We start from the raw sequence: 22,417 nt of genomic DNA, 5'->3' as shown, positions 1-22,417 counted from the left end.
CCTCTTTCTCGCGCCATCATATCACGTGAAGTCGTTTTAATGCTGAAACAAGCACTTCGGCCGACTCTTGTGCTGATAGATTGACAACATTGCCCTGTTCTTTAGGACCTTTTGTGAACGTTCTTCTTACCTTTGTGGGCGAGCCCACTAACCCGACTTCCATTTTGTCGAATTTCAAAACAGAATTGTTCATGACTGTTATTGGTTTATCGAAGCAACCGAATATGTTGTATATCCGCATGTATCTGGGTATGTTTAGTTCTTTAGAGCATGTAATTAAGCACGGAGTGTTTACAGATATTACTTCATACACGTTTTCAAGTTCACGAGTAACAAGTATCTTTTCGTTCTCTGTCCTGATATCCGTCGCGTAAGCGATGGCTGGTATGCCGAGGTGCTCTGCGATCTCGATTCCAACTTGTGCGGTATCTCCGTCAATAGCCTGCCTTCCACACAGTATGAGGTCATAACCTATAATTTGAGCTGCTCTTGCCAAAATCATACTCGTTACCCAAGTATCGGCGCCTGCAAAAAGTGGGTCTGTTATCAAAATTGCTTCGTCTGCACCCATTGCATAGCTTTCTCGCAAAATAGCTTCAGCAGCCGGAGGTCCCATCGTAATTACCGTAACTTTCGCTCCAATAGAATCCTTTATTCTCAAAGCGGCTTCAAGCGCATTCTTGTCTTCTGGATTCATTATTGATTTCACGCCGTCTCTTATCAGAGTTCCCTTCACAGGGTCAACTTTTACTTCGGTTGTATCAGGCACTTGCTTTGTGAATACGATTATTCTCATCATAATCACCTCTGAGCTATCACTTAATGTATTGAGCAGCGATCACTAACTTCTGGATTTCGTTTGTACCTTCGTAAATCTGAGTGATCTTCGCATCTCTCATCATTCGTTCGATAGGATAATCTCTTGTATATCCGTAACCGCCGAAGATTTGGACAGCCTGAGTTGTAATTTCCATAGCCACATCGGAAGCGTATTTCTTTGCCATAGCCGCATCGGCGCTTGTCAGTTGCCCTTTATCCTTCTTTATTGCTGCGTTATACACAAGCAATTTAGCAGCCTCTGTTTTTGTTATCATGTCTGCGATGTACCACTGCAATCCCTGAAATGTGCCAATCGGTTTTGAAAACTGTTTTCTATCCTTAACGTACTTCAGGACTTCTGAGATTGCACCTTCTGCTATGCCGAGTGCTTGTGCGCCAACTCCAATCCTTCCACCATCAAGCGTACTAAGTGCAATCTTGAAACCTTGACCTTCGCTTCCAAGGAGATTCTCTTTCGGTACTTTGCAGTCTTCAAATATCAGTTCAGTTGTTGATGAACCGCGGATTCCAAGCTTGTGCTCTTCCTTGCCTATCTTGAAACCTTCGAATCCCTTTTCAACGATGAATGCACTTATACCTTTTGTTCCCTTTGATTTATCCGTCATTGCGAAGACGATGAATACGTCAGCTTTTCCACCGTTGGTTATGAATATTTTCGATCCATTCAGAATGTAATACTCTCCGACTAATTTTGCCGTTGTTTGCTGATTCCCTGCATCGCTTCCCGCGTTGGGTTCAGTTAAAGCAAAAGCTCCAATCTTCTCACCTTTTAGTAAAGGTCTGAGGTATTTCTCCTTTTGAACTGGTGTTCCGTAGGCATAAATCGGGTAGCAGCAAAGGGAAGTGTGGGCAGACAAGATTATCGCCGTTGTCGCACAATGTTTTGCAAGTTCTTCAACAGCAATTATGTATGTTAAATAATCTCCTCCTGCACCACCGACTTCTTTTGGGAATGGTATGCCCATCATACCTATCTCTGCCATTTTCTTTACAGTTTCTATCGGAAAGTACTCTTTCTCGTCTACTTTCTGTGCGAGAGGTTTTACCTCTTTCTCAGCAAATTCTCTAAAAAGCTCCCTTGCAAGTATCTGTTCTTTGCTCAGTAAGTAGTCCATTTATCATACCTCCGTTTCAGAGTGTATTCTGTTAGTTCAATGTTCTTTTTCTGAATAAACGTGAAAATATTCACGTTACAATTCCAGTATACCATAGAAAGGTAAAATGTTAAGTTAAATTGTGAATGATATCACGTAAAAAGAATTAGATTAAAAACGTTTTTTGATATTATGCTTGATTATCCATGTATTTCTGCAATTTGAAGCATACAAGCCAAAGCAGAGCTGATACTGCCTTATAGAATGCATTTTGAAGTTTGCCTTGCATAAGATATAATTATAGGCTACAGTGAATTTTGTTACTTATTTGCTTGATAAAATCAAGGTGCTATAATTAAATATTAAGAAATTGCCGAATATTTAAATTCTTTATGTGGAGGGATGTATCTTGAAGGTGGGAACTAAGCTTATCTTGATTTTTGTTATTTCAGGTATTGTTATCACGTTTTTGCTTTCGTGGATTATTGAATTCTACAAGTATCAAAATAGGCTTGTTTTAATTGATGATGTGGCGAAAGCGTTTGAAGATGTTAATAGTTTGGTTAGGAAAGTATATCCAAGAACAGACAGAGAAGCTTTAGCAGAGAACACAAAGAAGTTGTTTGAATCAAGCCTCTCTAAGATGCCCAAAAAATGCCTTCCTATTGATGCGTTTAAGTATGTCCAGCCGGTATTGAGCACTTTGAACGATCAAAACCTCAGGATGTATCCTCCCGTCGAGCCGGTATACAGCGTCTTGCCATTTTCCGTGGTAGTTATCGACGGAAGAGTAATAGTCTCTTCAAGTGCTGTCGAAAGCGTAAAGGCAGGGGACGAAATCGTTGAAATAAACAGTAAAAGCGTAGATAAGCTAATTTCTGAGCTCATAGTTTTCACAAGCGGAGAAGATTATCTTGTTAAGGAACAACAACTGACAAGCCTTTTTCAGCTGGTACCGGAACTGCTTGATAAAAAAAAGGATGTTGTTGGCATCTTTTACAAGCAGAAGGAATATAATGTGAAGTTGAGAAGTGAAAATGGCGAGAATGAAGTTAGTGTAAAAACATTGACTGCGTTCAGCTACCCGCGAGAGAGTGCTCAGTATCCAGCTTTGCCTTCAAGAGTTCCTTTTGAATTCACTCGCAAGGGCGATGTTGGTATTCTGAAGCTTGGAACTTTCCAACTATCAGGCACTATGTTCAACAAGTATAGAGAATTTCTTAATAATACCTTTATTCAAAATAGAGATTTGAAGCTTTTGTTACTGGATTTACGTGGCGTTTCGAGTAGGGATTTTACAATATTCAAAGAACTTTATGAGCATTTCTTATCAAAGCAGGTGAGCATTAAGAGATATATTTCGGTAATCAACACAGCGTACAATATGGATCTGCTTGAAAAATACGGATATGAGTTTACACAAACAACTGGTGAGTTGATAAGACTTGAATTTGAGCATACTTTCATCCCGAGAGATCCATTTGTAAACGCAGACGTATGGATTTTGTTTGATAGATACACTTCAAATGCTGCGTTGGATTTTATCTATACGTTTAAAAAGTTACGGAAGTCAAGAACGATAGGTGAGCCAACTCTGATGAAAATAAACCACACAACAGAACTTAATTTTAGGTACGATGATAATCTCATGACCACGTTTTCGTTTCCAACAGCAATTTTCTCAGAAGATTACGGCGAAAGTGGTTTGATGCCAGATTTTACTATAGATATGGATACGGAAAAAAGGATACAGTACATAAAGGGTGAAGGTGATTATATGCTTAGTGAAGCACTAAAGATAATAAATAATGAGAATTAGTTCCACACCATAACAGGGGGGAGAAGGATGAGAAGGTTATTTACTGTTGTACTCAGTTTAGCTTTGCTTGTCTTGATTTTTGCAGAAACGAAGCAGATAGTCATACTTCAGACAAGTGACTTGCACGGTTATATCTATCCTGTGGACTATGCGACGAACAAGCCTGCTAATTGGGGATTGGCGAAGGTAGCGTCGGTAATTAAAGAACAGCGTGAGAAGTACGGGGAGGAGAATATCATAGTAATCGACACAGGTGATTTAATTCAGGGCAGTCCTATGGCTTATTATCATGCACGCTTTGAGAATGAGCCAGTCAACCCAATGGTATTGTCTATGAACCACTTAAAGTTCAATGCGAGTGTGCTCGGAAATCACGAATTTAATTACGGATTAGATGTTCTTAACAAAGCTATCAGCGAAGCAGACTTCCCATTCCTCAGTGCAAATATTGTAGACGAGCAGGATACTCCATATTTCATGCCATATCACTTGGTTGAGATCGGAGACGTTAAGGTATTGATACTTGGGCTTACAACAAAGTACATTCCAAATTGGGAAGACCCGAGAAACATAAAGGGATTGAAATTCTTGGATCCAGTTCAGGTAGCTAAGGAATACGTAGAGGCTTTTAAAGATTTAGTTGATGTGGTTGTGATTGCATATCATGGTGGCTTAGAAAAAGACCCGGCTACAGGTAACCCAACTGAACCACTCGTTGGGGAAAATCAAGGGTACGCGTTAGCAACAGAGATTGAGGGAGTACACGTACTTCTGACCGGACACCAGCACAGAACTATTTCAACGAAGATTGGAAATGTTGCAGTTGTCCAGCCATCTAACTGGGGAAGGATGGTTGGTAAGGTTGCTTTGATACTTGAAAAGAACGAAGAAGGCAAGTGGGTAGTAAAGGATTCAAAACCAGAACTAATCGATGCTTCAAAATATCCTGCTGACCAAGAGATTCTTGAGCTCACTAAGGATTACGAAGAAAAGACTCAAAGGTGGCTCGATATACCTGTTGGAACTGCTAAGGGAGATTTCTACATCTTTGATCCATTTGTAGCAAGACTTTGGGATAATCCGTTGATGGAGTTCGTCAACAAAGTACAGATGTACTACACAGGGGCAAAGATTTCTTCGACTGCTCTTTTCACAAACGATGTAAAAGGTTGGAAAGCTGGTCCTGTAACGCTGAGGGATATAAACGCTGTTTACATATATGCAAACACATTGAAAGTAATCAAGGTTAAAGGTGCAGACATTAAAGCAGCTCTCGAGAGAAGCGCTGATTATTTCGTTTTCGAAAACGGTTTAGCGAAAGAGAACAAAACGTGGGTGGAACCTAAGGTTCAGAGATATAACTATGACATTTGGGAAGGCATCTCTTACAAGATAGTGTTGAATAGACCTGTTGGTGATAGAATCGTTGACCTAATGTTTGAGGGTAAACCGGTCGATATGGATGCCGAATATGAAGTTGTGCTCAACAACTACCGTGCCGGTGGTGGCGGCGGATATTCGATGTTTACTAATAAACCTGTTGTTAAAGAAGTCTTGATAGAAATGGCCGAGCTCATGTCAAACTACCTGCTTGAAAAGAAGGAGATAGAATCAACGCTCGACAATAACTGGGGCGCCTATGTTGAAATGGAATACACAGTTAGTGCTGGCGATATGCTCGAAAGCATTGCTTCAAAACTTGGTGTCAGAGTTGAAGAACTTAAGAGGTGGAATAATATAAGTGGAGATGTAAAGGCAGGGGATGTTCTGAAGTACTACGTACCGTACTTCGAATACCTGAAATTGATGCAGAAAGCATCCTAATGCAGTAGTTTCAACAGCAGGGGCAGAAAAGCCCCTGTTTTTTGATTTCTTAAAGTAAAAGGGGGGATAGGTTATGGTTTTGATAATTATCTCGATAGTGTTTGGGGTTATAACAACTGCTTTGAAAAGCAATCGAAAAATTGATAAGAGGAGCTTGTCGATTTTAACAAAGGTACTCACAACTTTCTGTGTGTTCATAGCAGTTGTCAGTTGGTCTGTCAAAAACGGAAACTACAGTGGTTGGAGGTTACTGTTGAGTCTGGGTATTCTTTTTGGGGTTCTTGGAGACTTCTTCATGGAATTTGAGAAATTCTTTCTATATGGTATGCTCTCTTTTCTCGTTGGGCATGTGTTCTATATTTTTTCGTTTCGTTCGAACGGTGGTTTTCCAAATGCTTTGATATTAACTTTTGTCTTGTGTATAGGAATTGCGTATTACTTCTTCATACAAAACAAGCTCGGCAAAGATAAGATACCTGTGCTTGTCTATGTACTTGCTATCAGCACGATGCTGGCTTTTTCTTCGAACATGAGTCTGTTAACGTTCTTGGGTGCTTTGTTGTTTTTTGTTTCAGATGCAATTCTTGCATACGATAAATATGTTAAAAGTGTTCCTTTGAGAGACTTTCTCATTTTGTCAACATATTTTTCCGGACAGATTTTAATAGGGATAAGTGCGATGCTAAGATAAAATCTTTGGAGGTATGGACTCATGAATATAGATAGAATATTCTCGAATGTCAAAAACCAACCGGAGCTAACCGTAGATGAGAGGATAGAGTTTTTGAAGAAGCTGAAAGAGTGGATATTAGCAAACGAAAAGGACATATGCGATGCACTTTGGAACGATATTCACAAAAGTGCAGATGAGTCGTTCTTAACTGAAATATATATGGTTATTAACGAGATAAATTATTTCATTAAGAACTTAAAAAGACTCACCAAACCAAAGAGAAAGTTCAGTCTCTTGATGCAAGGTAGGTATTATGTATACTACGAACCATACGGAACTGTTTTGATAATTTCGCCGTGGAATTATCCTTTCCATCTCTCTATAATGCCACTTGTTGGTGCAATCGCTTCTGGCAACAAAACAATAATAAAACCTTCGGAATTCTCAGTGCATACATCTGCTCTGATAAAAAAGTTAACTCAAGAAGTTTTTGAAGAGAGGTATGCCACTACGGTTCTCGGGGAAGTCCAGGAAACGCAATACTTGTTATCTCTTCCGTTTGACTATATTTTCTTTACAGGAAGCCCTGCTGTTGGAAAGATAGTTATGGAACATGCTTCAAAACAACTAACGCCAGTAACACTTGAGCTTGGCGGAAAAAGTCCAACGGTTGTGTACAAGACAAAGGATATTTCGCTTGTAGCAAAGAGGATAGCGTACGGCAAATTTATAAACTGCGGGCAAACTTGCATTGCGCCTGATTATCTTATAATTGAAAGAGTGTATTTAGACGAATTTTTGTCCGAATTCAGAAGATGGGTAGCTAATTTTTTTGGTGAAAATCCGAAAGATTCAAGATTCTACGGAAGGATAATCAACGAAAAACACATTCAAAGGCTCTCGAAGTTGTTATCAGAATTTAAAGATGGAATTGTTCTCGGCGGAGAAGTGGATGAGAACAATAAGTACATATCACCAACGATAGTTTTGAACCCTCCATTTGACTCAGGCATTATGAACGAGGAAATATTCGGTCCTATCTTGCCAGTGATAACGGTAGATACACTTGATGAAGCGAAATATATTATATCCAAAAATCCGTATCCACTTGCGATGTATATTTTCACGGATGATGAGCAAGTAAAAAACGAGCTTTTAAAGATTAAAGCAGGGGGAGTAAGTATAAACGATACGATAAGCCATATTGTAATAGATGATTTGCCTTTTGGTGGAATAAAGACGAGCGGAATAGGGAAATATCACGGAAGGTATTCATTCGAGACTTTCTCTAACAAAAAAGCTGTTTTCGAAAAAAACAAGATAGAGGTGCCAATGAAGTATCCACCTTACAAGTTTTTGGACTCATTCAAGCGTTTTCTGGTGAAATAAGATCCATCAGTTTGATCAAAGTATCTAAAACAGCTGTCAAATCATTTATTAAATCTTCTATATTGCCGTATTTGTAAATTGTCCTTGTAAAGCTTCCAATTTCTGTATTTTCGATGATTTTGCCAAGCTGAAATTTCTCCTTCTTGAAAAATTCGTACATTATCTGTATCTTTACTGATAGGTTCTCGTTGATTTTCCTTAAGCGTTGCAATATTTCATATGCTTCTTCATATTTGGAACCGGCAAAGTTAATCAAGAAAATAAACGGGTGAGTGAACGTAGAGGAGATATTGTGTTTTGAAAGCAATTCTTTTATAAGAATACCGACTAATATTTGAAGAACGAATTCGAAATATTTGTCAGAAAATATTTCTATGTTTTTTATTAAGTATTCATTCGAAAGCGACACGACACACTCAAGATTGTTCAGCGAGTTTTCAACTTTTAAGAAAAATTTGGAAGATTCATTTGTATATTTCACATGCTCTATTGAAAGAGTGTTAGAGATCTTGAACTTATCAAAATTCTCAGCAGTAAATGGCAGAAGGTTCTCAATATCAAGATTGATATCTTCGTCATATTCATAAATGTTAAAGAACCAGTCTTTCAATGTGCCTTGATATATATTTCTTGGCTTTCGTCCCAAAAGATTCACTATGTTGAACGAATGTAAGTCGATATATAATCTTCCATTCAAATCAACTATCACTGGCGCGTAGTAATCAAGCAACTCCGTGAATATGAAGTTAGGATCAAAGTATATTTTCACTTCCTTCCCCCCCTTGAGGAAGCCTTGAACTTTAAGGTAACAAAAAAGCTAAGCAAAGTCAAAGATATTATATCATCAAAATAAAAAAATCAAAAATTATCCCAAGGTTTCTCTTTTTTCCCTCAAGGCGTATACATAAGCAAGAACTTCTGCAACGGCTTTGTATAGCCTTTCTGGTACCGATTCTCCCAATTCAGTGTTGTAGTATATTTCTCTTGCCAGCTTGGGATTTCTAACTATCGGAACATCGTTTTCTCTTGCGATTTGCATGATTCTCTGAGCGACTTTGTCCACGCCTTTTGCAACGAGCACCGGTGCGAAGTCCTTCTCTGGATCGTATCGCAGGGCGCAGGCGAAGTGCGTTGGGTTCGTTATCACTACACTTGCTTCTGGTACTTCCTGCATCATTCTGTGCATAGCATACTGCATCATGATTTGGCGTTGACGTCTTTTCACTTCTGGGTTACCTTCAATCTCTTTGAACTCTTCCTTTACTTCTTGCTTAGTCATTTTGATATTCTGTTCGTACTCGTATCTCGAAAAGAAGTAATCACCAAGTGATACTATTATCAATGCAATTGCGCATTTTATGATTAACTCAGTAAACGTACCCCATATTATTAGAACACCATCGTTGATGTCCGAATCTACGGTAAGCAGAATTTTATCGAAGTTTCCCTTTAGAACGCTGTATCCGACAAATCCAACGATGAGCAGTTTCGCTATAGCTTTTGCAAGTTCGAAAAGCGACCTTAAAGAAAACATTCTTTTTAAGCCACTTATAGGATTTAGTCTGTTGAAGTCGAATTTCATGGTTTTCAGTGTGAAGAGGAACCGCGTCTGTAAAAGCCCTATAACGACCGAAAAAATGGCAGCAGCAAAGATAAGCAGTGCGAGTGCAGTAAACGCTGGAGTAAATGATTTAACCGAGTACAGTAGAAAATCTTCGAAAGTCCTAAGGTCTGAATCCGATATTTCAAAAGTTGCAATTGTACCATCGATGAGTGAAGATAGCAGTGCTTTTCCAACGAAAAGGAAAATTATCGACACGAACAAGAAGCCAAGTCCAGATATGAACTCTCTGGAAATTGGGACTTGACCTTCTTCTCTCGCCTTTTGTCTTTTTCTGGGGGTTGCTTTTTCCGTTTTATCTGGGTCTGCAAAGAGTTGGAGATTTATCTTGAAAGAAGCTGAGCTATATATGGTTCCATTTTGTAAACCATCTTTGATATCAACTCTACCCATACGGGTATCATCACCACCATCAAAAGAAACATAATCATCGTGGAAGCTGGCATTGCAACCATGAAGACATTCATCTGTGGCACAAGCCTTGAAAGTATACCAAACAACACGTTGATAAGAAACATCAAGCCTATCAGCGGGAGGGCTATTTGTAGTGAAAATAGGAAAGTGTCGATAAATACTTTATAATATAGATTATTTATTTCTTTAAACGGTATGTCGGTAATGAGTATCGGAAACTTTTGAAATGAGTTGACGAGGGCTTCATAAAGCACAAGATGCCCCTTAAGCGAGACAAATATGTAGATGGAGATAAGATATATGAACTCACTTGTTATCGGTGATTCCTCAACGGTTGGGTCTAACGAACCGCTGACGTTGAAACCTGACTGTATACCGAATATTTCGCTTCCAACATATACGGAACTTACTATCGTGTAAGCTATCAGTCCTATTATGAAACCTATGAAAAAATTATAAGCCACTGATCCAACAATCGTTGGCAGTGGCAAGTTTATAGTTGTCAGAATTGGGATGTTCATAAGGGTTAGGTAACCGAGAGCAATTAGAAGTATGACCATTATTTCAAGAGGAAGAGAGAAACCAGCGAAAAATGGTGCAATGACCATCAGCCCTGTCAGTCTTGAGAGTATCAGAGCATAACTTAACGCATAGCGCTCTAATAAAACATACCAAGTGTTGACCACAAATTTCAACACCTTTCAACAAATGGGGTCTTAAGTGTCAAAAACCTTTTGTTCGAGATATTTTTCGCTGTGATAATTGTACAGAACCGAATTTCTTGGACTATCATTATAATATGGTCTGGTGCAGTGAGTACAGCCAGATGTCAAAAATGCTTTTGAAGTATCTTTACCATGGTAATTCAATGTTTTGATATATCCCTTTTCATCGAATTCAACATCTGGAATATCAGAATTTTCAAATATCAGATAACGCAGAAGTTGAATTTTTCTGTATCTTTCTATGGAAGGTGGATTTAGATTTTCAAGTGCGGTACCTCTAACTGGTGTAAATGCAAATAATGCCACTTCAACGCCAAGTTCTTTCATTCTGATGAACATTTCGTTCAGTTCCTTGTCATTTTCTCCAAGTCCAACAATGATGTGAGTTGTTATCCTGCCATTATATTTTCTTGCGCCGTATTCTATTAAAGAAAGAGTATACGAAAGAGGCCAAGAACGGTATTCTTTATGGTGTTCCTCAGAAACAACATCTATCGCAACACCCAATTGGTCAACACCGCTGTTTAGAATTTCGTCTATTTCGTTGAAATCCTTGACTCGTGTTGATACCGATACGAGTATACCGTTTCCGTTTTCCTGACTTCTTATGTGTTTAACCAAACTCAGAATATCTTCTTTATAGCCTTTGTAATTCACCGTTTGAACGCATATCCTTTTGAATTTCTTATTGATGTCACGTAGGTCTTCTAAGCTAATTACTTTCCACACGACCCTTGAGAGGTATGAGTTATCGCTCGATGATAGACTTGCATGGGTACAGTATAAACAATTGTACATGCACTTTCCATCGAGCATCAAATATGCAGTTGGCATTTCATCGGGAATCTTCTCACCACTTAACACTTTCCAAGTCCAATATGAGGCTCTCAAAATCATTCTGTATAGTCTCCTTACGCAATCTCTTCTTTAGAGAACTGGATTTCGTAAAGTTTGTAATATGCGCCTTTTCGTTTTAACAAATCAGAATGCCTTCCTTCTTCTGCTATCTTGCCATCCGCAACAACGACTATCCTGTCTGCTTCTACGACCGTTGATAACCTGTGCGCAATCATAATTACTGTGTTGTCCTTTGATAGTTCTCTTACCGCTTCTTGTATCTTATGTTCTGTCTCGACATCTATGTTACTTGTTGCCTCATCGAGTATGAAAATCTTCGCACCGAAGAGGACGGACCTTGCAAGTGCGATGAGTTGTCTTTCGCCTGCTGAGATACCTTTTCCCCTTTCAACGATTTCCGTGTATATCCCTTTTGGTAATCGCTTTATTATATCAAGCGCCCTAACCTTTTGCAAAGCTTCAAGTACCTCTTCTTCGCTTATCTCTTCATGGAAAAGCCTTATGTTATCAAGTAGTGTTCCGCTGAAAAGCACGACATCCTGAGGAACAGCTGAAACCTGCCTTCTCAGCGTGTGTATATTGTAATCTTCAAGTGGAAAACCGTCGATCAGTATCTTTCCTTGTTGTGGGCGGTACATCCCGTTTATCAGATTCATTATTGTCGTTTTCCCGGCTCCAGTCTCGCCGACGATAGCTACCAACTCGCCAGGTCTGAAAGATAAGTTCACATCCTGTAAAATCCATCTCTTATTATCATAACTGAACCAAACATTCTCAAAGTCTATGAAACCGTTCTCTACATTCTGCTTTCCAGAACCATTTCCTTGGTCTTCTTGAGGCTCATCCAAAAGTGCAAAAATCTTCTCACCACTTGCAAGCGTGTTCTGGATGATATCATACTTTTCAGAGAGGTCTTCTATAGGTCTCATGAATGTATCTATATAAGCAACGAATGCATACAAGTCGCCGAAATTAAGAATCTTTCCAAGTATGTATTTTGAACCGAACCAGATAATCAGCGACAACGTCAAATAGTACAGGAAGTTAATAAGCGGTCTGAAGATACCAAACACGTAAAGCTGGTTCATCCGCGCTTTGTAAAGTTCCTTGTTTATCTGGTCGAATTCTTTTCTTTTGAAGTCTTCTGCATTGAAGAGCTTAGTCACTGGCATACCTGCGAGATTTTCAGCTATGTAAGCGTTAATCTTCGCAATTCCCGTTCTCACAGCTCTATACGCACGTATGTCGAAATATCTAAAAACTATCATTGCAACAACAATGATAGGGAATATGTAAACTATATCCAAGAATAATCTCGAACTTATACGCCACATCATTATAATAACACCTGAAAGCAAGAACACATCGTTGACAATGCTTGTAATAACTGAAGTGAAGAACTCCTGAATATTCTGCGTATCGCTTGTTATTCTTGTTGTTATCTGACCACTTGGGTGCCTATCAAAGAAAGACATCGGAAGTTTCAGAACGTGATCATACAATTGACGTCTGACATCGTATATGACCCTACCACCGATGTAAGTTGTAACCAAAATACTTAGGTATTCGAACAAAAATATACCACCCGAGACTAACAAAAAGAGAAGTGATTGATGAGCTATACCGGAAAAGCGCTCACTTTGAGAGATACTTTCGGAAAGTATGTATGTGTTTATCGCTTTCCTGACAATCTGTGGTGGCATGAGTGTGAGATAAGTCAGGACCAATACAATAGCTATCGCGAGTATTAGTAAGTGAATATAGGGAAAGGAGTATTTTAACAATCTAAAGAAAACGCTCTTCTTACGGACCTTACTGGTTTCTTCTTTGCTCATCTTTTCCAATTTTAACACCTCTTTAACTAATTTTCGGTGCTGAGAATCTACTTTTGGCTTGGAAATTCTATTTTTCCAAAAAGCTTTGACCTGTAACAGCGCTCGTCAGCTAATCTAAGAACATGTTGGATATCTCCCTCACTTGGATAGAAACTAACTCCAGAAGAGAACGTAAGACTTGTAGAGTTCCTAAAACACTCTTCTATTCTGTGGACTACCTTTTCAATATCTGATTTTTCCAGCGTGTTTAAGATAAGTACCACTTCGTCGCCTCCATATCGGAAAGCAATATCATCTTTTCTAATACTATTGTTCACGCATTTACCCCAAACTCGCAAAATTTCATCGCCTTTTTCGTGTCCTTGGGTATCGTTTATGACTTTGAACTTATTGAGATCTAAGAAAACTATTGAGAAGCTTTGGTTCGGATGTATGTTGCTGATGAATTCCTCAAAAGCCCTTCTGCTTTTAAGTTCTGTCAGAGCATCGATTTCCGCTCGCTCTTTAAGGGTTTCTAAAAATCTCCTGTTTTCGATGACCAAAACCATCAAATTTCCGAGATTTTGCAAAACGCTCAATTGATAATCTGTTATACTCTTCTGGTCAAAGTTATTGTCAGCGAGCAAGAGGCCAACAATACTATCACCGCTTTTCAAAGCCATGATAGCAAACTCATTTGTGATGTCAAAATCGTCAGCAACTGTTGGCAATATGTTTCTGTTGACTATATGAGGTTCACCATCGAGGAACTCGTTCAAGATTTTTGCAGGAATGGCTTTTGCTTTGTAAAGCATTTCTATTTCAGATTTAAAATCCTTTGAAACTGTTTCGAGAAAGTCAGTCATATTTAATTCCACATCTTCAATTGCTTCCCACAATTCTTGAGCTTCTTCAAGTGTCCGAGGACCTATTGCTTTTTGAAAGACAAAATTTCCATTCCGATGATAGAAGAACATGGCCCTGTTAAACGAACCGGAGTAGCCCGCAGTGATACCTGTTAAGAATGCGTAGAACGTTTTATTGATGTCGCTCTCTGGTTTAAGGACATACTCTGTTATCAAACTGGTGTTCACAAAACTCTGCGCGAATCTTGTAGCATTTTGGTGTATTTCGAAGAGCGTTTTTGAAATGTAAGGTGTAGTTTCTCTAATCATTTTGTAAACTATGTCAGATGCTGAAAGATTCAGGGCTTCATACGTAAGTGTGTACTCGCCGTGAGTGGATGTGATTACAACTTTTTGATCTTCAACGCTGTCTACAACGACTACCTTACCTACATATGCGTTTGGAAGTTTACGAGCTATCCTCCAGAATTTGTACAGATTCTCTGGAACTTTTTCTGGTTCGTAATATATGAAAAGATCCACGGACATTGGAATTTCGTACTTTACGATTTCACTCAATAAATACGACACATAACTATCAAGATACGCTATTTTGATTCTTCTGTTGAACTCTTGAAAATGCACTACTTTAACCCTAAGCTGTTGTGCAATCCATTCTAAGAATTCTCTGTCTCTTTCATCAAATGGCGCTTTGTAGTGGCTATCTATGTCTATTTCTCCAAAGACTGAACCGTCGTTTCTGAATATTGGAACGACTATCTCGCTCTTAACATGTGGGCTACAAGAGAGGTAATTTGTCTCTTGTGTTACGTCCTGAACAACGAATGTGAGTTTTGTCTCAGCAGCTTGGCCACAGATACCTTTTCCGACAGCGATTCTAACGTGTTCTGTTGGTTCGCCTACGTATGGTCCAAGAACAAGCATCCCTTCCTCGTCCATAAGGTAAAAACCTGTCCAGTTGTAGTAAGGAACGTTCCTGTCAAGGAGTTCACAGACTTTCTGTAAAATATCTGTTCCATTTAAACGCGAAATTTCATCTTTCAAATAGCTGAAAATCTCGGACTTATCGTAATAATTCCCTTCATTTTCTCCGTGTCTGAAGTGCACAGCTGCTTGATAGACTGCATCCGGTAAATTGTCGAACTTACCCTTTCTCCACAGAGAAAACACGTCGAATACGATTACTTTTTCCTTCTTACCATCGACAACAATCCAGTCTTTCTCTCCAAGACCTGCGATTAAATACACGACAAAATCTTCTTTGGATAGTTCCAAATCTCGAGCGTGTTGCCTTATTCTAATTGATAGCTCTTCTTTCAAAGACTCTTTTTTCGTTTCGTAATCATGAGAAAACTCTGTTAGTTCGTTCCTTGAGATATTCAATAATCTTTCAAAAAAGTTCGAGAAGGAACTTGCATAGTTTTCCGTTATAGGCTTGAACGGCAGGTTCTCCCAAAAATCTTTCCAAAACCTTTTTTCATATGTCAAAATTTCTAAAAAATCATCCACATGATTTTCAATCAAGCTCCTCATCGTCTTCACCCCTGATAATTTCTTCTAATACTTCATATTTCAAATCATCTGTCACTTTTATCACAACAGTACGACGGCCATAACTAATCTCAAGTACGTCTCCAGGCTTAACTTCATATGCAGGTTTCAAAACCCTGCCATCCTTTCTTACCAGTCCTGCCTTTGCGACATCTTGCGCAACTGTTCGCCTTTTGATAATTCTGTTTACCTTTAAAAACTTATCGAGCCTCATCTAAACCACCTTCATCGATATTGTGATAGCTAAGAAAATTTTATCACAAAATCTAATAGTTCGCTATACGAATTTTTAGAAATTAGCTTTGCAAAATCATTCATACCACATGTTTTTGTAATTATTTGACGCATTCCAAAGCATATATTCGTTTATTCCCAAATCTTTTGCTGCCTTAATCTGCTTTCTTATGGCATTCTCGTCGTAAACTATGTGACCCCTCACCCAAGTTGCCGTGAATGATTGCAACCACGGTCTTATTCTTGCAGGTGTAGGTATATGATTGTTCCTTCTAATGCCATCTGAAAGTGCTCTGTAAATAGTTTCGTAAGGGTATGCATCTGGAACGCTTAAGCCAAACGAACCGTTTGCATAGTGACTTGGATAAACCATTGGACAGACATAATCAACGACATTTGTAACAGCTTCCCAATACTGCCCTATTCCTACATCGTCAACCGCTGTTGACACCAATCCAAATATATCGGCGGCCAACGGGATGTTGTATTCATCAAGTTCTTTCTTTGAATATATGAGGAACTTCTGAATCGCTTCGGCAAACGTTTCGTTTCCAGGTTTTCTCAAGTCTAACTTGTTGCGCTCTTCTTTTCGAATCTCTGGAAAGCGAACGTAATCATATTGAATTTCGTCAAAACCAACTTCCGCTGCTTCTTTTGCAACCTCGACATTATATTCCCACAATTGCCTGTCATATGCGGATGCCCAAGGTACTTTGTAAACACCCATGTAAGGAGCTCCTGTGTCCTTGTATACAATTGCTCTATCCATATGCGCTCTTGCATAAGATGGATCTTTAAAACAGACTATCCTTGCTATCAAGTAGAAGCCCTTTTCTTTTAATTCCTTAGCTATGGCTTTAAATTCATCTTTCGTGTAGTACGCCTTGTCGTTAGCACTCGGTACGAACTTTGCGGCGGCATTTGTTTTGAATAGCATAAAGCCCTCATCATCTTTTACATCTATCACGAAGGCGTTTAAATTTGTTGACTTTGCAAAAGAGACCCATTTAGCAATCTTTTCACGGTTACTGACAGATGACCTTGTTAAATATATACCTCTCACATTAGAAATTCGCCCACTGATTTTCTTGACAGGTTCAAAGGAAAGTTCTTTGTACTCTTCACCAGTAATAGGTTTCAGTGAATCGCTCAAGAATTGACTCCTGACCCAGCCCTCTACTGTGCCCTTACCTGTTTTGTAAGAAATCTTTGAATAACTGACGCTGTTTTCAACGGTCTCATCGATTTTTGTTACGTAAGTGGCGTATCTGAGCTGGTCGATAACGTTTAGTGATTTTGGATTATCGAAAACGCTCACTCCGAATGCTACAACAAAACTATATTTTTGACTACTTGATTTAGAATTGCTAATTGAATTCAATTTATCTATTTGTTGGTCGATTGAGTGTTCCTCGCTTTTTTGATTTTCTTCCAATTTTATTAGTTCTGGGTCAGCAATGGTCTCTTGTTTATTAGATTCGGCTATAGATTCCTTGGTTTTGTCGTTCTTAGAATCTTCCTCAGAATCTTTTGCGGCATCGCCCACCGTAACTTCGTCTCTTCTTTCTGTTTTTTCGCTATTATTTGAAGGCGGTATCAAGATAGTACTTTCTTCATTTGTTAACTGTCCGCCTTTTGTGCCGATTTCCAGAGCTGAGTTTGATGTTGGTGAAGATTCGATAGTCTCCTCAGATTCTAAATTTTCTGTATCGTGCACCGTTGAAGATACTGTTTCTGTCGACTCGTCAACAACCGATGTCATTCCAGAGTTCAATTTGTTGCTATTCTTGAGAGTCCAGTTTTCAGAAAACATCAACTGAAATACGCCGATCAATGCGATGAAGAAAACAATAACAGCGAGGATAGTAACTCTTAGCCTTGTCTTTCTAATTCTGTCAATCAAGAGTTTCCCGCTTTGGCTCAGTTTGTAGACCTTGTTTACCTTCTTATAGTCGTTTTTCTTTTGCTTCATATGCTACTTGCCCTACCTCCTCAGTGTATGTGTTTGATATACTGCACGTATAATTATATCATTAATAGCTAATAATAGAAGAAGTTCTGTTCAAAACACAGTGCCTTATTGATATTTGATGAGAGAATTTATTTATTTCATAAAAACTATTGACTTTTTAAATTTATAGGTGTATAATGAATCAACCGCTGAAAAATGGAACGGCGGTGAGTAAATCAGATTTTAGGAGGCGTTGTAACATGAAAGGAACAGTTAAGTGGTTTGATGCAAAGAAAGGCTACGGATTCATCACAAAAGAAGACGGAGAAGACATCTTCGTTCACTACAGTGCTATTCAGGTTGAAGGTTTCAAGACACTCAAGGAAGGCGACAAAGTCGAATTCGAAGTTCAGAATGGCGCCAAGGGTCCTCAGGCAGCTAACGTAAAACTCGTTAAGTAAGCTAAAGAGGATAAAAATCAGCCCCCGATTATGGGGGCTTTATTTTTTTCTTTCAAATTATCGATTATTCGCTCTTTGTCTCGGCTGTGCTTTTCTTATTGTCTGTTATGTAATAACCGCTTCCTTTGAATACTATACCTACACGCCCAATTGTACGATTCATCCGTGCACCACATTTCCCACATTCTATAACTGGTGAATCGTTTACACCATGCAGATGAACTTCTTCGCTTCCGCAATTCTCACAAACGTACCTGTACATTGGCATAGTTTCACCCCCGTTTCGATATCTTATAAGTATTTCTATTATTTATTATAATCAAACTGGCTGATAATTCAAGATTCAGAGTGTTAAATTCTTTAAATCTATCTTGACAAAATGAAGAAGTTAGGTTATGATTTTTAGCGCAAAGGAAAGGAAAACGAAGAAAAGCTTAAATAAAGAAATTTAAGAAAAGGTTCTTGACACTAAACGGAAATGTGATATAATAGATAACGATATGTGTGAGTTCCGGCGTAGCTCAACCGGTAGAGCGGGTGGCTGTTAACCACTAGGCTGGGGGTTCGAGTCCCTCCGCCGGAGCCAACAAAGAGAAAGCGGAGTCGAAAGGCTCCGCTTTTTTGTTTTAATGGTTGTATTCTAAAACTCAATGAACTGTTCTTGAAAAAGTGTGCTATAATAAAAAAAGAGAATTATTTCCCTTTTAAGTGGGTGAGTTGAATGAGAGAAAATAAGCAAAAAAGCCTGATGAGAATAATCAAGAGAAATAGATTTGTTTTTATTACATTTGTGGTCATTATAGCTATAATAGCTATAACTTCACTTATTCACGAATGGCTACATATGAATTCCTACATGAAAAACAGGGAAACGTTTCGAGTGATCAATGACGTCATTGCTGGCAGGCGAGAGTTTAACAGTATTCTCCCGTACATGAAAGAATATGGATTTGATTATCGTTCTTATGAAGAATTGCTTGATGTTTATAAGAACAATGAGATACTGACCGAAATTTGCAAATTTGCTGAATTCGTACGAAAATCAGAGGAGAATGATTTCAAGGAATCATACAAAATACTGACTTTTTCAATGATATTCATCGTATTTGGACTCTCAATTGGAATGCTTTTCTCTCATCGAAACTATAAATTAGTGAAATGCTATATAAAGGATTCTAAAGAAAGGTTCAACGAGCTTGCGGACAATATATACGTGGCAAAGCTCAATGAAGCGAATGTAGTGAGGTATTCGGAGGATGAGGATATCCAGAGAGCGGTGTATAAAATAAATCTGGTTCACGATATATTAGAAAGTCTGAAGCACGTGCCAATGACCGCGAGTATTGAAGATTTTATTAGCGAAACAGGTAGTGCGCTGTGCAGATATTTTGATTCCGAAAGATTCTCTGTAGCACTTATAGACCACGAAGAATCAAAGATAGTAGCTGAAACGGCGTATTTTACTGACAAGCGAATTCAGATAAAGCTCGGACCAGGTTTTTCTCAGAAGTTCTCAGAAACATCTCTTGGAAAAATGATAACCGAGAGAACTAATTGGAGAATCATAAATGATTTTGAGGAATTCTATAGTTATACCAAATCGAAGTCTATGAAATTGCTTCTGGAAGAAGGATTTAAATCTAACCTTACAGTCCTCGCAAGCATTAACACTGTACCTTTTGGATTCTTTTTCCTGACGTCCAGTAGACCTAATAATTTTACAGAAGATGATGCTAAGCTATTTTTCAGCGTTTCGGACATACTTTCACATAGGCTTTACTACACCCTCAACTTGCAGAAAGCATTATCGGAGTTTGCTCATAGTTTAACAGACTTAGTGGAATTCAAAGATAATGAAACTGGCAATCACATTAAGAGAGTGTCTCTATACACTAAATTGATAGCAAGCAACATGAATTTGCCACCTAAACTGATAAGAATCCTGTACGATTTTGCCCCTTTACATGATATAGGTAAGGTTGGAATTCCAGATAGTATCTTGTTGAAGCCAGGTAGACTTGATTCAGATGAATGGAAGATAATGCAGACACATGTGGGTATTGGAATGCATATAATAGACAGGTTGGCTGAGAACACAAATGGTATAATTGACGCGGAGACAATAAATAGTATGAGGAACATAGTTCAAGATCATCACGAACGTTGGGATGGCAAGGGCTATCCGAATGGGAAACGTGGTGAAGAGATAAGCATAGAAGGTCGAATACTTGCAATTGCCGATGTATTCGACGCACTCACAACAAGGCGACCTTATAAGGAATCTATTCCTTTCGATGTGGCGGTCGATATGATTGTGAAAGAAAAAGGTAGGCACTTCGACCCAGCGGTTGTAAATGCTTTTACGAATTGCCTGGAAGAAATTAGAAGCGTGTATGAAATGCTTAAAGATTAGTCTTCAGACATAAGATTCTTTTTCGAGACATCATAAAGTTTTTCCAAAGTTTGTGAATTGATAAATTTGTCCGGTTTTTTTATAAAATCGTTAACGGGAATTATTCTGAATAGAAGTTTCTCATTGTCGTAGTATTTCTGAACGAGCGTTAAGACGGGAGTCACTTGAGTGACTCCTTTTACTTTATGGTACGTTATGTTTAGAATAACACCCTCATCTGTACCTGGATCTGTCATGTTTGAAAGGAAATTTCCGAGTGAATAAGCAATTAGTTTTGTTTTTAGTCCGTCTTTAACTAGTTCTATTTCTTGCAATACATGCGGATGACTTGCTATGACCAAATCAGCACCGCTTTTCAAAGCTAAATGAGCTAATTCTCTTTGTTCTTTTGTTGGTGTTGTTTGATATTCATTCCCGTAGTGGAGATAAACTATCACTATGTCGGATTCTTTCCTCATACTTTGTACTATGTTCATTATTACATCCTTGGATATGTATGTAAACATATATGCACGTTCCTTGTCCAGTTGTATGCCGTTGGTTGAATATGTGAAGGATGCAAAAGAAACTTTGATGTCTTTGACGTCTACAATTGTATATTCCTTCTCAAGTGGATTTAACCGAGCTCCGACGCATGTTAATCCGCTCTCAGAAACTTTCTTTATCGTTCTAATAAGCCCGCTTGCACCTCTATCGAGCATGTGGTTGTTAGCGACATTAACGACATCAAAACCTGCATATTTTATAGCATCTAAAACTTCGTCCGGGGAGGAGAATCTTGGATATCCTGTGTATGGCTTTCCTCCTAATGTGGTTTCGAGGTTGCAAAATGCCAGGTCAGTCTTTTCTATGTACGTCTTCACATATTTAAAGATGTTTTTGAAGTCGTATTTCCCGTTGGAAAGGGCAGAATCTATTATCGGTTTATGGAACATGATGTCACCAACAAAAGATAACGTTATCTCCATCCCGAATAGAGAGATAGTGATAAAGAATATAAAAAAGACACAAGTTAAGAAACGTCTATCCATAGGTTCCTCTCAATAGAAAAATTCAAAACCCGGTGCAGAACCGGGTTTTGATTATTAGTGCTTAGCAACATTAAATCATGCTTCCCTCGCTGTAAGTTGATAAATCTTCACTCTGCAGTTTTTCGGATAATTTTCTGAGGTGTTCCTTTTCTTCTTTGATTATCTCTTCAACAGCTTTTGTGTCTGGAACGAGTAATTTGATCTCATTATAGTAAATTATTGAATCTTTTTCAACTTCTATAGCTTTTCTGAGTGCTCCAATAAGAGTCTCTGGCATTTTCTCCTCTTCAATTTCCGGGAAAATGAATGCTTTTGCGTATGTTTCAGCATAGCCGCCGACTTCTTCATTTTGCCACGTTGCCATCGTTGGTTCATCGGCGTATTTCTTCATGATTTCTTCAAAACGATGAGCATGTTCTCTTTCTTGATTAGCGAGTTCTTTGAAGAACTCTTTCAATTGACCTTGTGCCTTGTCAGCAAGCTTTGAATAGTATGAATATCCGGACCCTTCGATTTTAACCGCTATTTGTAATAGTTCCTTTCCTGTCATAAGCTCACCTCATTCTAAACTGCACGCAAACACCAAAATTAATAAAGTGCAGTTTAGGCTGGGGTATTTCTTATCCGCCTTATACGCTTCCCCATCCCCAGCAGGCGGTATTATGGGACAATTCACTTGAAATTATACCATATTGGAACTCTAATCCGAAATCAAGTGTAAATCAAAAAACTAAGTGCACACAAGAATTGGCAAGACAATTCTACTTTATTGGTAATAATTGACTGAAATAGTCAGAAAATGGGGGCCATAACATAAATGAACGATTTGATATAATAAC

19 protein-coding genes and 1 tRNA gene are annotated in these 22,417 nt (G+C 38.6%); 7 read left to right on the top strand and 13 right to left on the bottom strand.

Features of this window, described 5'->3' with window-relative positions; all coding sequences use genetic code 11:
* Nucleotides 1-16: 16 nt before the first annotated feature.
* Both BUA11_RS04715 and BUA11_RS04710 read right to left on the bottom strand, forming a co-directional pair.
* Entirely contained in the window at nucleotides 17-796 is a 780-nt protein-coding gene (locus tag BUA11_RS04715) for an electron transfer flavoprotein subunit beta/FixA family protein (protein ID WP_072758927.1), read from the bottom strand.
* A 19-nt stretch (nucleotides 797-815) separates the two neighbouring features.
* Complete coding sequence (locus BUA11_RS04710) at nucleotides 816-1,955, bottom strand: acyl-CoA dehydrogenase (protein WP_072758925.1); 1,140 nt, start codon at nucleotides 1,953-1,955, stop codon at nucleotides 816-818.
* A gap of 394 nt (nucleotides 1,956-2,349) precedes the next feature.
* Here BUA11_RS04710 and BUA11_RS04705 point away from each other — a divergent pair, with 394 nt between their 5' ends.
* From BUA11_RS04705 to BUA11_RS04690, 4 genes are all read left to right on the top strand, one after another.
* Nucleotides 2,350-3,753: a hypothetical protein gene (locus BUA11_RS04705; protein WP_143145278.1), complete on the top strand. Its 1,404-nt coding sequence runs from the start codon at nucleotides 2,350-2,352 to the stop codon at nucleotides 3,751-3,753.
* A gap of 27 nt (nucleotides 3,754-3,780) precedes the next feature.
* Nucleotides 3,781-5,577: a 5'-nucleotidase C-terminal domain-containing protein gene (locus tag BUA11_RS04700; protein WP_072758920.1), complete on the top strand. Its 1,797-nt coding sequence runs from the start codon at nucleotides 3,781-3,783 to the stop codon at nucleotides 5,575-5,577.
* A gap of 73 nt (nucleotides 5,578-5,650) precedes the next feature.
* Nucleotides 5,651-6,268: a lysoplasmalogenase gene (locus BUA11_RS04695; RefSeq protein ID WP_072758918.1), complete on the top strand. Its 618-nt coding sequence runs from the start codon at nucleotides 5,651-5,653 to the stop codon at nucleotides 6,266-6,268.
* A 21-nt stretch (nucleotides 6,269-6,289) separates the two neighbouring features.
* On the top strand, nucleotides 6,290-7,639 hold the full coding sequence (locus BUA11_RS04690) for an aldehyde dehydrogenase family protein (RefSeq protein ID WP_072758915.1): 1,350 nt from the start codon (nucleotides 6,290-6,292) through the stop codon (nucleotides 7,637-7,639).
* Here BUA11_RS04690 and BUA11_RS04685 read toward each other — a convergent pair.
* The 8 genes from BUA11_RS04685 to BUA11_RS04650 all read right to left on the bottom strand — a co-directional run bounded on the left by BUA11_RS04685 (nucleotide 7,617) and on the right by BUA11_RS04650 (nucleotide 17,694).
* Nucleotides 7,617-8,408: a hypothetical protein gene (locus BUA11_RS04685; protein ID WP_072758913.1), complete on the bottom strand. Its 792-nt coding sequence runs from the start codon at nucleotides 8,406-8,408 to the stop codon at nucleotides 7,617-7,619. The two genes, BUA11_RS04690 and BUA11_RS04685, sit on opposite strands and share 23 nt — an antisense overlap.
* Before the next feature lie 96 nt (nucleotides 8,409-8,504).
* Nucleotides 8,505-9,653, bottom strand: a complete 1,149-nt coding sequence (gene flhB, locus BUA11_RS04680) for a flagellar biosynthesis protein FlhB (protein WP_072758911.1) — start codon at nucleotides 9,651-9,653, stop codon at nucleotides 8,505-8,507.
* Nucleotides 9,584-10,360, bottom strand: a complete 777-nt coding sequence (locus BUA11_RS04675) for a flagellar biosynthetic protein FliR (protein WP_072758910.1) — start codon at nucleotides 10,358-10,360, stop codon at nucleotides 9,584-9,586. Before BUA11_RS04675 ends, flhB begins: the two co-directional genes overlap by 70 nt.
* Nucleotides 10,361-10,390: 30 nt before the next feature.
* Nucleotides 10,391-11,296, bottom strand: coding sequence for a LipS2 family lipoyl synthase (gene lipS2 / locus BUA11_RS04670; protein ID WP_072758908.1), 906 nt, complete (start codon nucleotides 11,294-11,296; stop codon nucleotides 10,391-10,393).
* 14 nt (nucleotides 11,297-11,310) lie between these two features.
* Entirely contained in the window at nucleotides 11,311-13,092 is a 1,782-nt protein-coding gene (locus BUA11_RS04665; protein ID WP_072759179.1) for an ABC transporter ATP-binding protein, read from the bottom strand.
* 47 nt (nucleotides 13,093-13,139) lie between these two features.
* Complete coding sequence (locus tag BUA11_RS04660; protein WP_072758906.1) at nucleotides 13,140-15,470, bottom strand: diguanylate cyclase domain-containing protein; 2,331 nt, start codon at nucleotides 15,468-15,470, stop codon at nucleotides 13,140-13,142.
* Nucleotides 15,454-15,702, bottom strand: coding sequence for a S4 domain-containing protein (locus BUA11_RS04655; RefSeq protein WP_072758904.1), 249 nt, complete (start codon nucleotides 15,700-15,702; stop codon nucleotides 15,454-15,456). Before BUA11_RS04655 ends, BUA11_RS04660 begins: the two co-directional genes overlap by 17 nt.
* Before the next feature lie 96 nt (nucleotides 15,703-15,798).
* Nucleotides 15,799-17,694: a putative glycoside hydrolase gene (locus BUA11_RS04650; RefSeq protein WP_084634361.1), complete on the bottom strand. Its 1,896-nt coding sequence runs from the start codon at nucleotides 17,692-17,694 to the stop codon at nucleotides 15,799-15,801.
* 239 nt (nucleotides 17,695-17,933) lie between these two features.
* Between BUA11_RS04650 and BUA11_RS04645 the strand changes: the two genes are divergently transcribed.
* On the top strand, nucleotides 17,934-18,134 hold the full coding sequence (locus BUA11_RS04645; protein WP_072758902.1) for a cold shock domain-containing protein: 201 nt from the start codon (nucleotides 17,934-17,936) through the stop codon (nucleotides 18,132-18,134).
* A gap of 64 nt (nucleotides 18,135-18,198) precedes the next feature.
* On the opposite strand, the gene BUA11_RS04640 is transcribed toward BUA11_RS04645, so the two are convergent.
* Entirely contained in the window at nucleotides 18,199-18,402 is a 204-nt protein-coding gene (locus tag BUA11_RS04640; RefSeq protein WP_072758900.1) for an FmdB family zinc ribbon protein, read from the bottom strand.
* Nucleotides 18,403-18,644: 242 nt separating this feature from the next.
* Here BUA11_RS04640 and BUA11_RS04635 point away from each other — a divergent pair.
* A tRNA-Asn gene (locus tag BUA11_RS04635) sits at nucleotides 18,645-18,720 on the top strand.
* A 135-nt stretch (nucleotides 18,721-18,855) separates the two neighbouring features.
* Nucleotides 18,856-20,547, top strand: coding sequence for an HD domain-containing phosphohydrolase (locus BUA11_RS04630; protein WP_072758898.1), 1,692 nt, complete (start codon nucleotides 18,856-18,858; stop codon nucleotides 20,545-20,547).
* Here BUA11_RS04630 and BUA11_RS04625 read toward each other — a convergent pair.
* On the bottom strand, nucleotides 20,544-21,578 hold the full coding sequence (locus BUA11_RS04625; protein ID WP_072758896.1) for a CapA family protein: 1,035 nt from the start codon (nucleotides 21,576-21,578) through the stop codon (nucleotides 20,544-20,546). The genes BUA11_RS04630 and BUA11_RS04625 overlap by 4 nt on opposite strands.
* Nucleotides 21,579-21,648: 70 nt before the next feature.
* Nucleotides 21,649-22,128: a ferritin-like domain-containing protein gene (locus BUA11_RS04620; RefSeq protein ID WP_064011468.1), complete on the bottom strand. Its 480-nt coding sequence runs from the start codon at nucleotides 22,126-22,128 to the stop codon at nucleotides 21,649-21,651.
* Nucleotides 22,129-22,417 lie beyond the last annotated feature (289 nt).

The sequence above is a fragment of the Fervidobacterium gondwanense DSM 13020 genome (assembly GCF_900143265.1).
In the GTDB taxonomy this organism is placed as follows: domain Bacteria; phylum Thermotogota; class Thermotogae; order Thermotogales; family Fervidobacteriaceae; genus Fervidobacterium; species Fervidobacterium gondwanense.
Note: the sequence above shows the minus strand (reverse complement) of the source record. Positions and strands in the feature narration are given on the sequence as shown.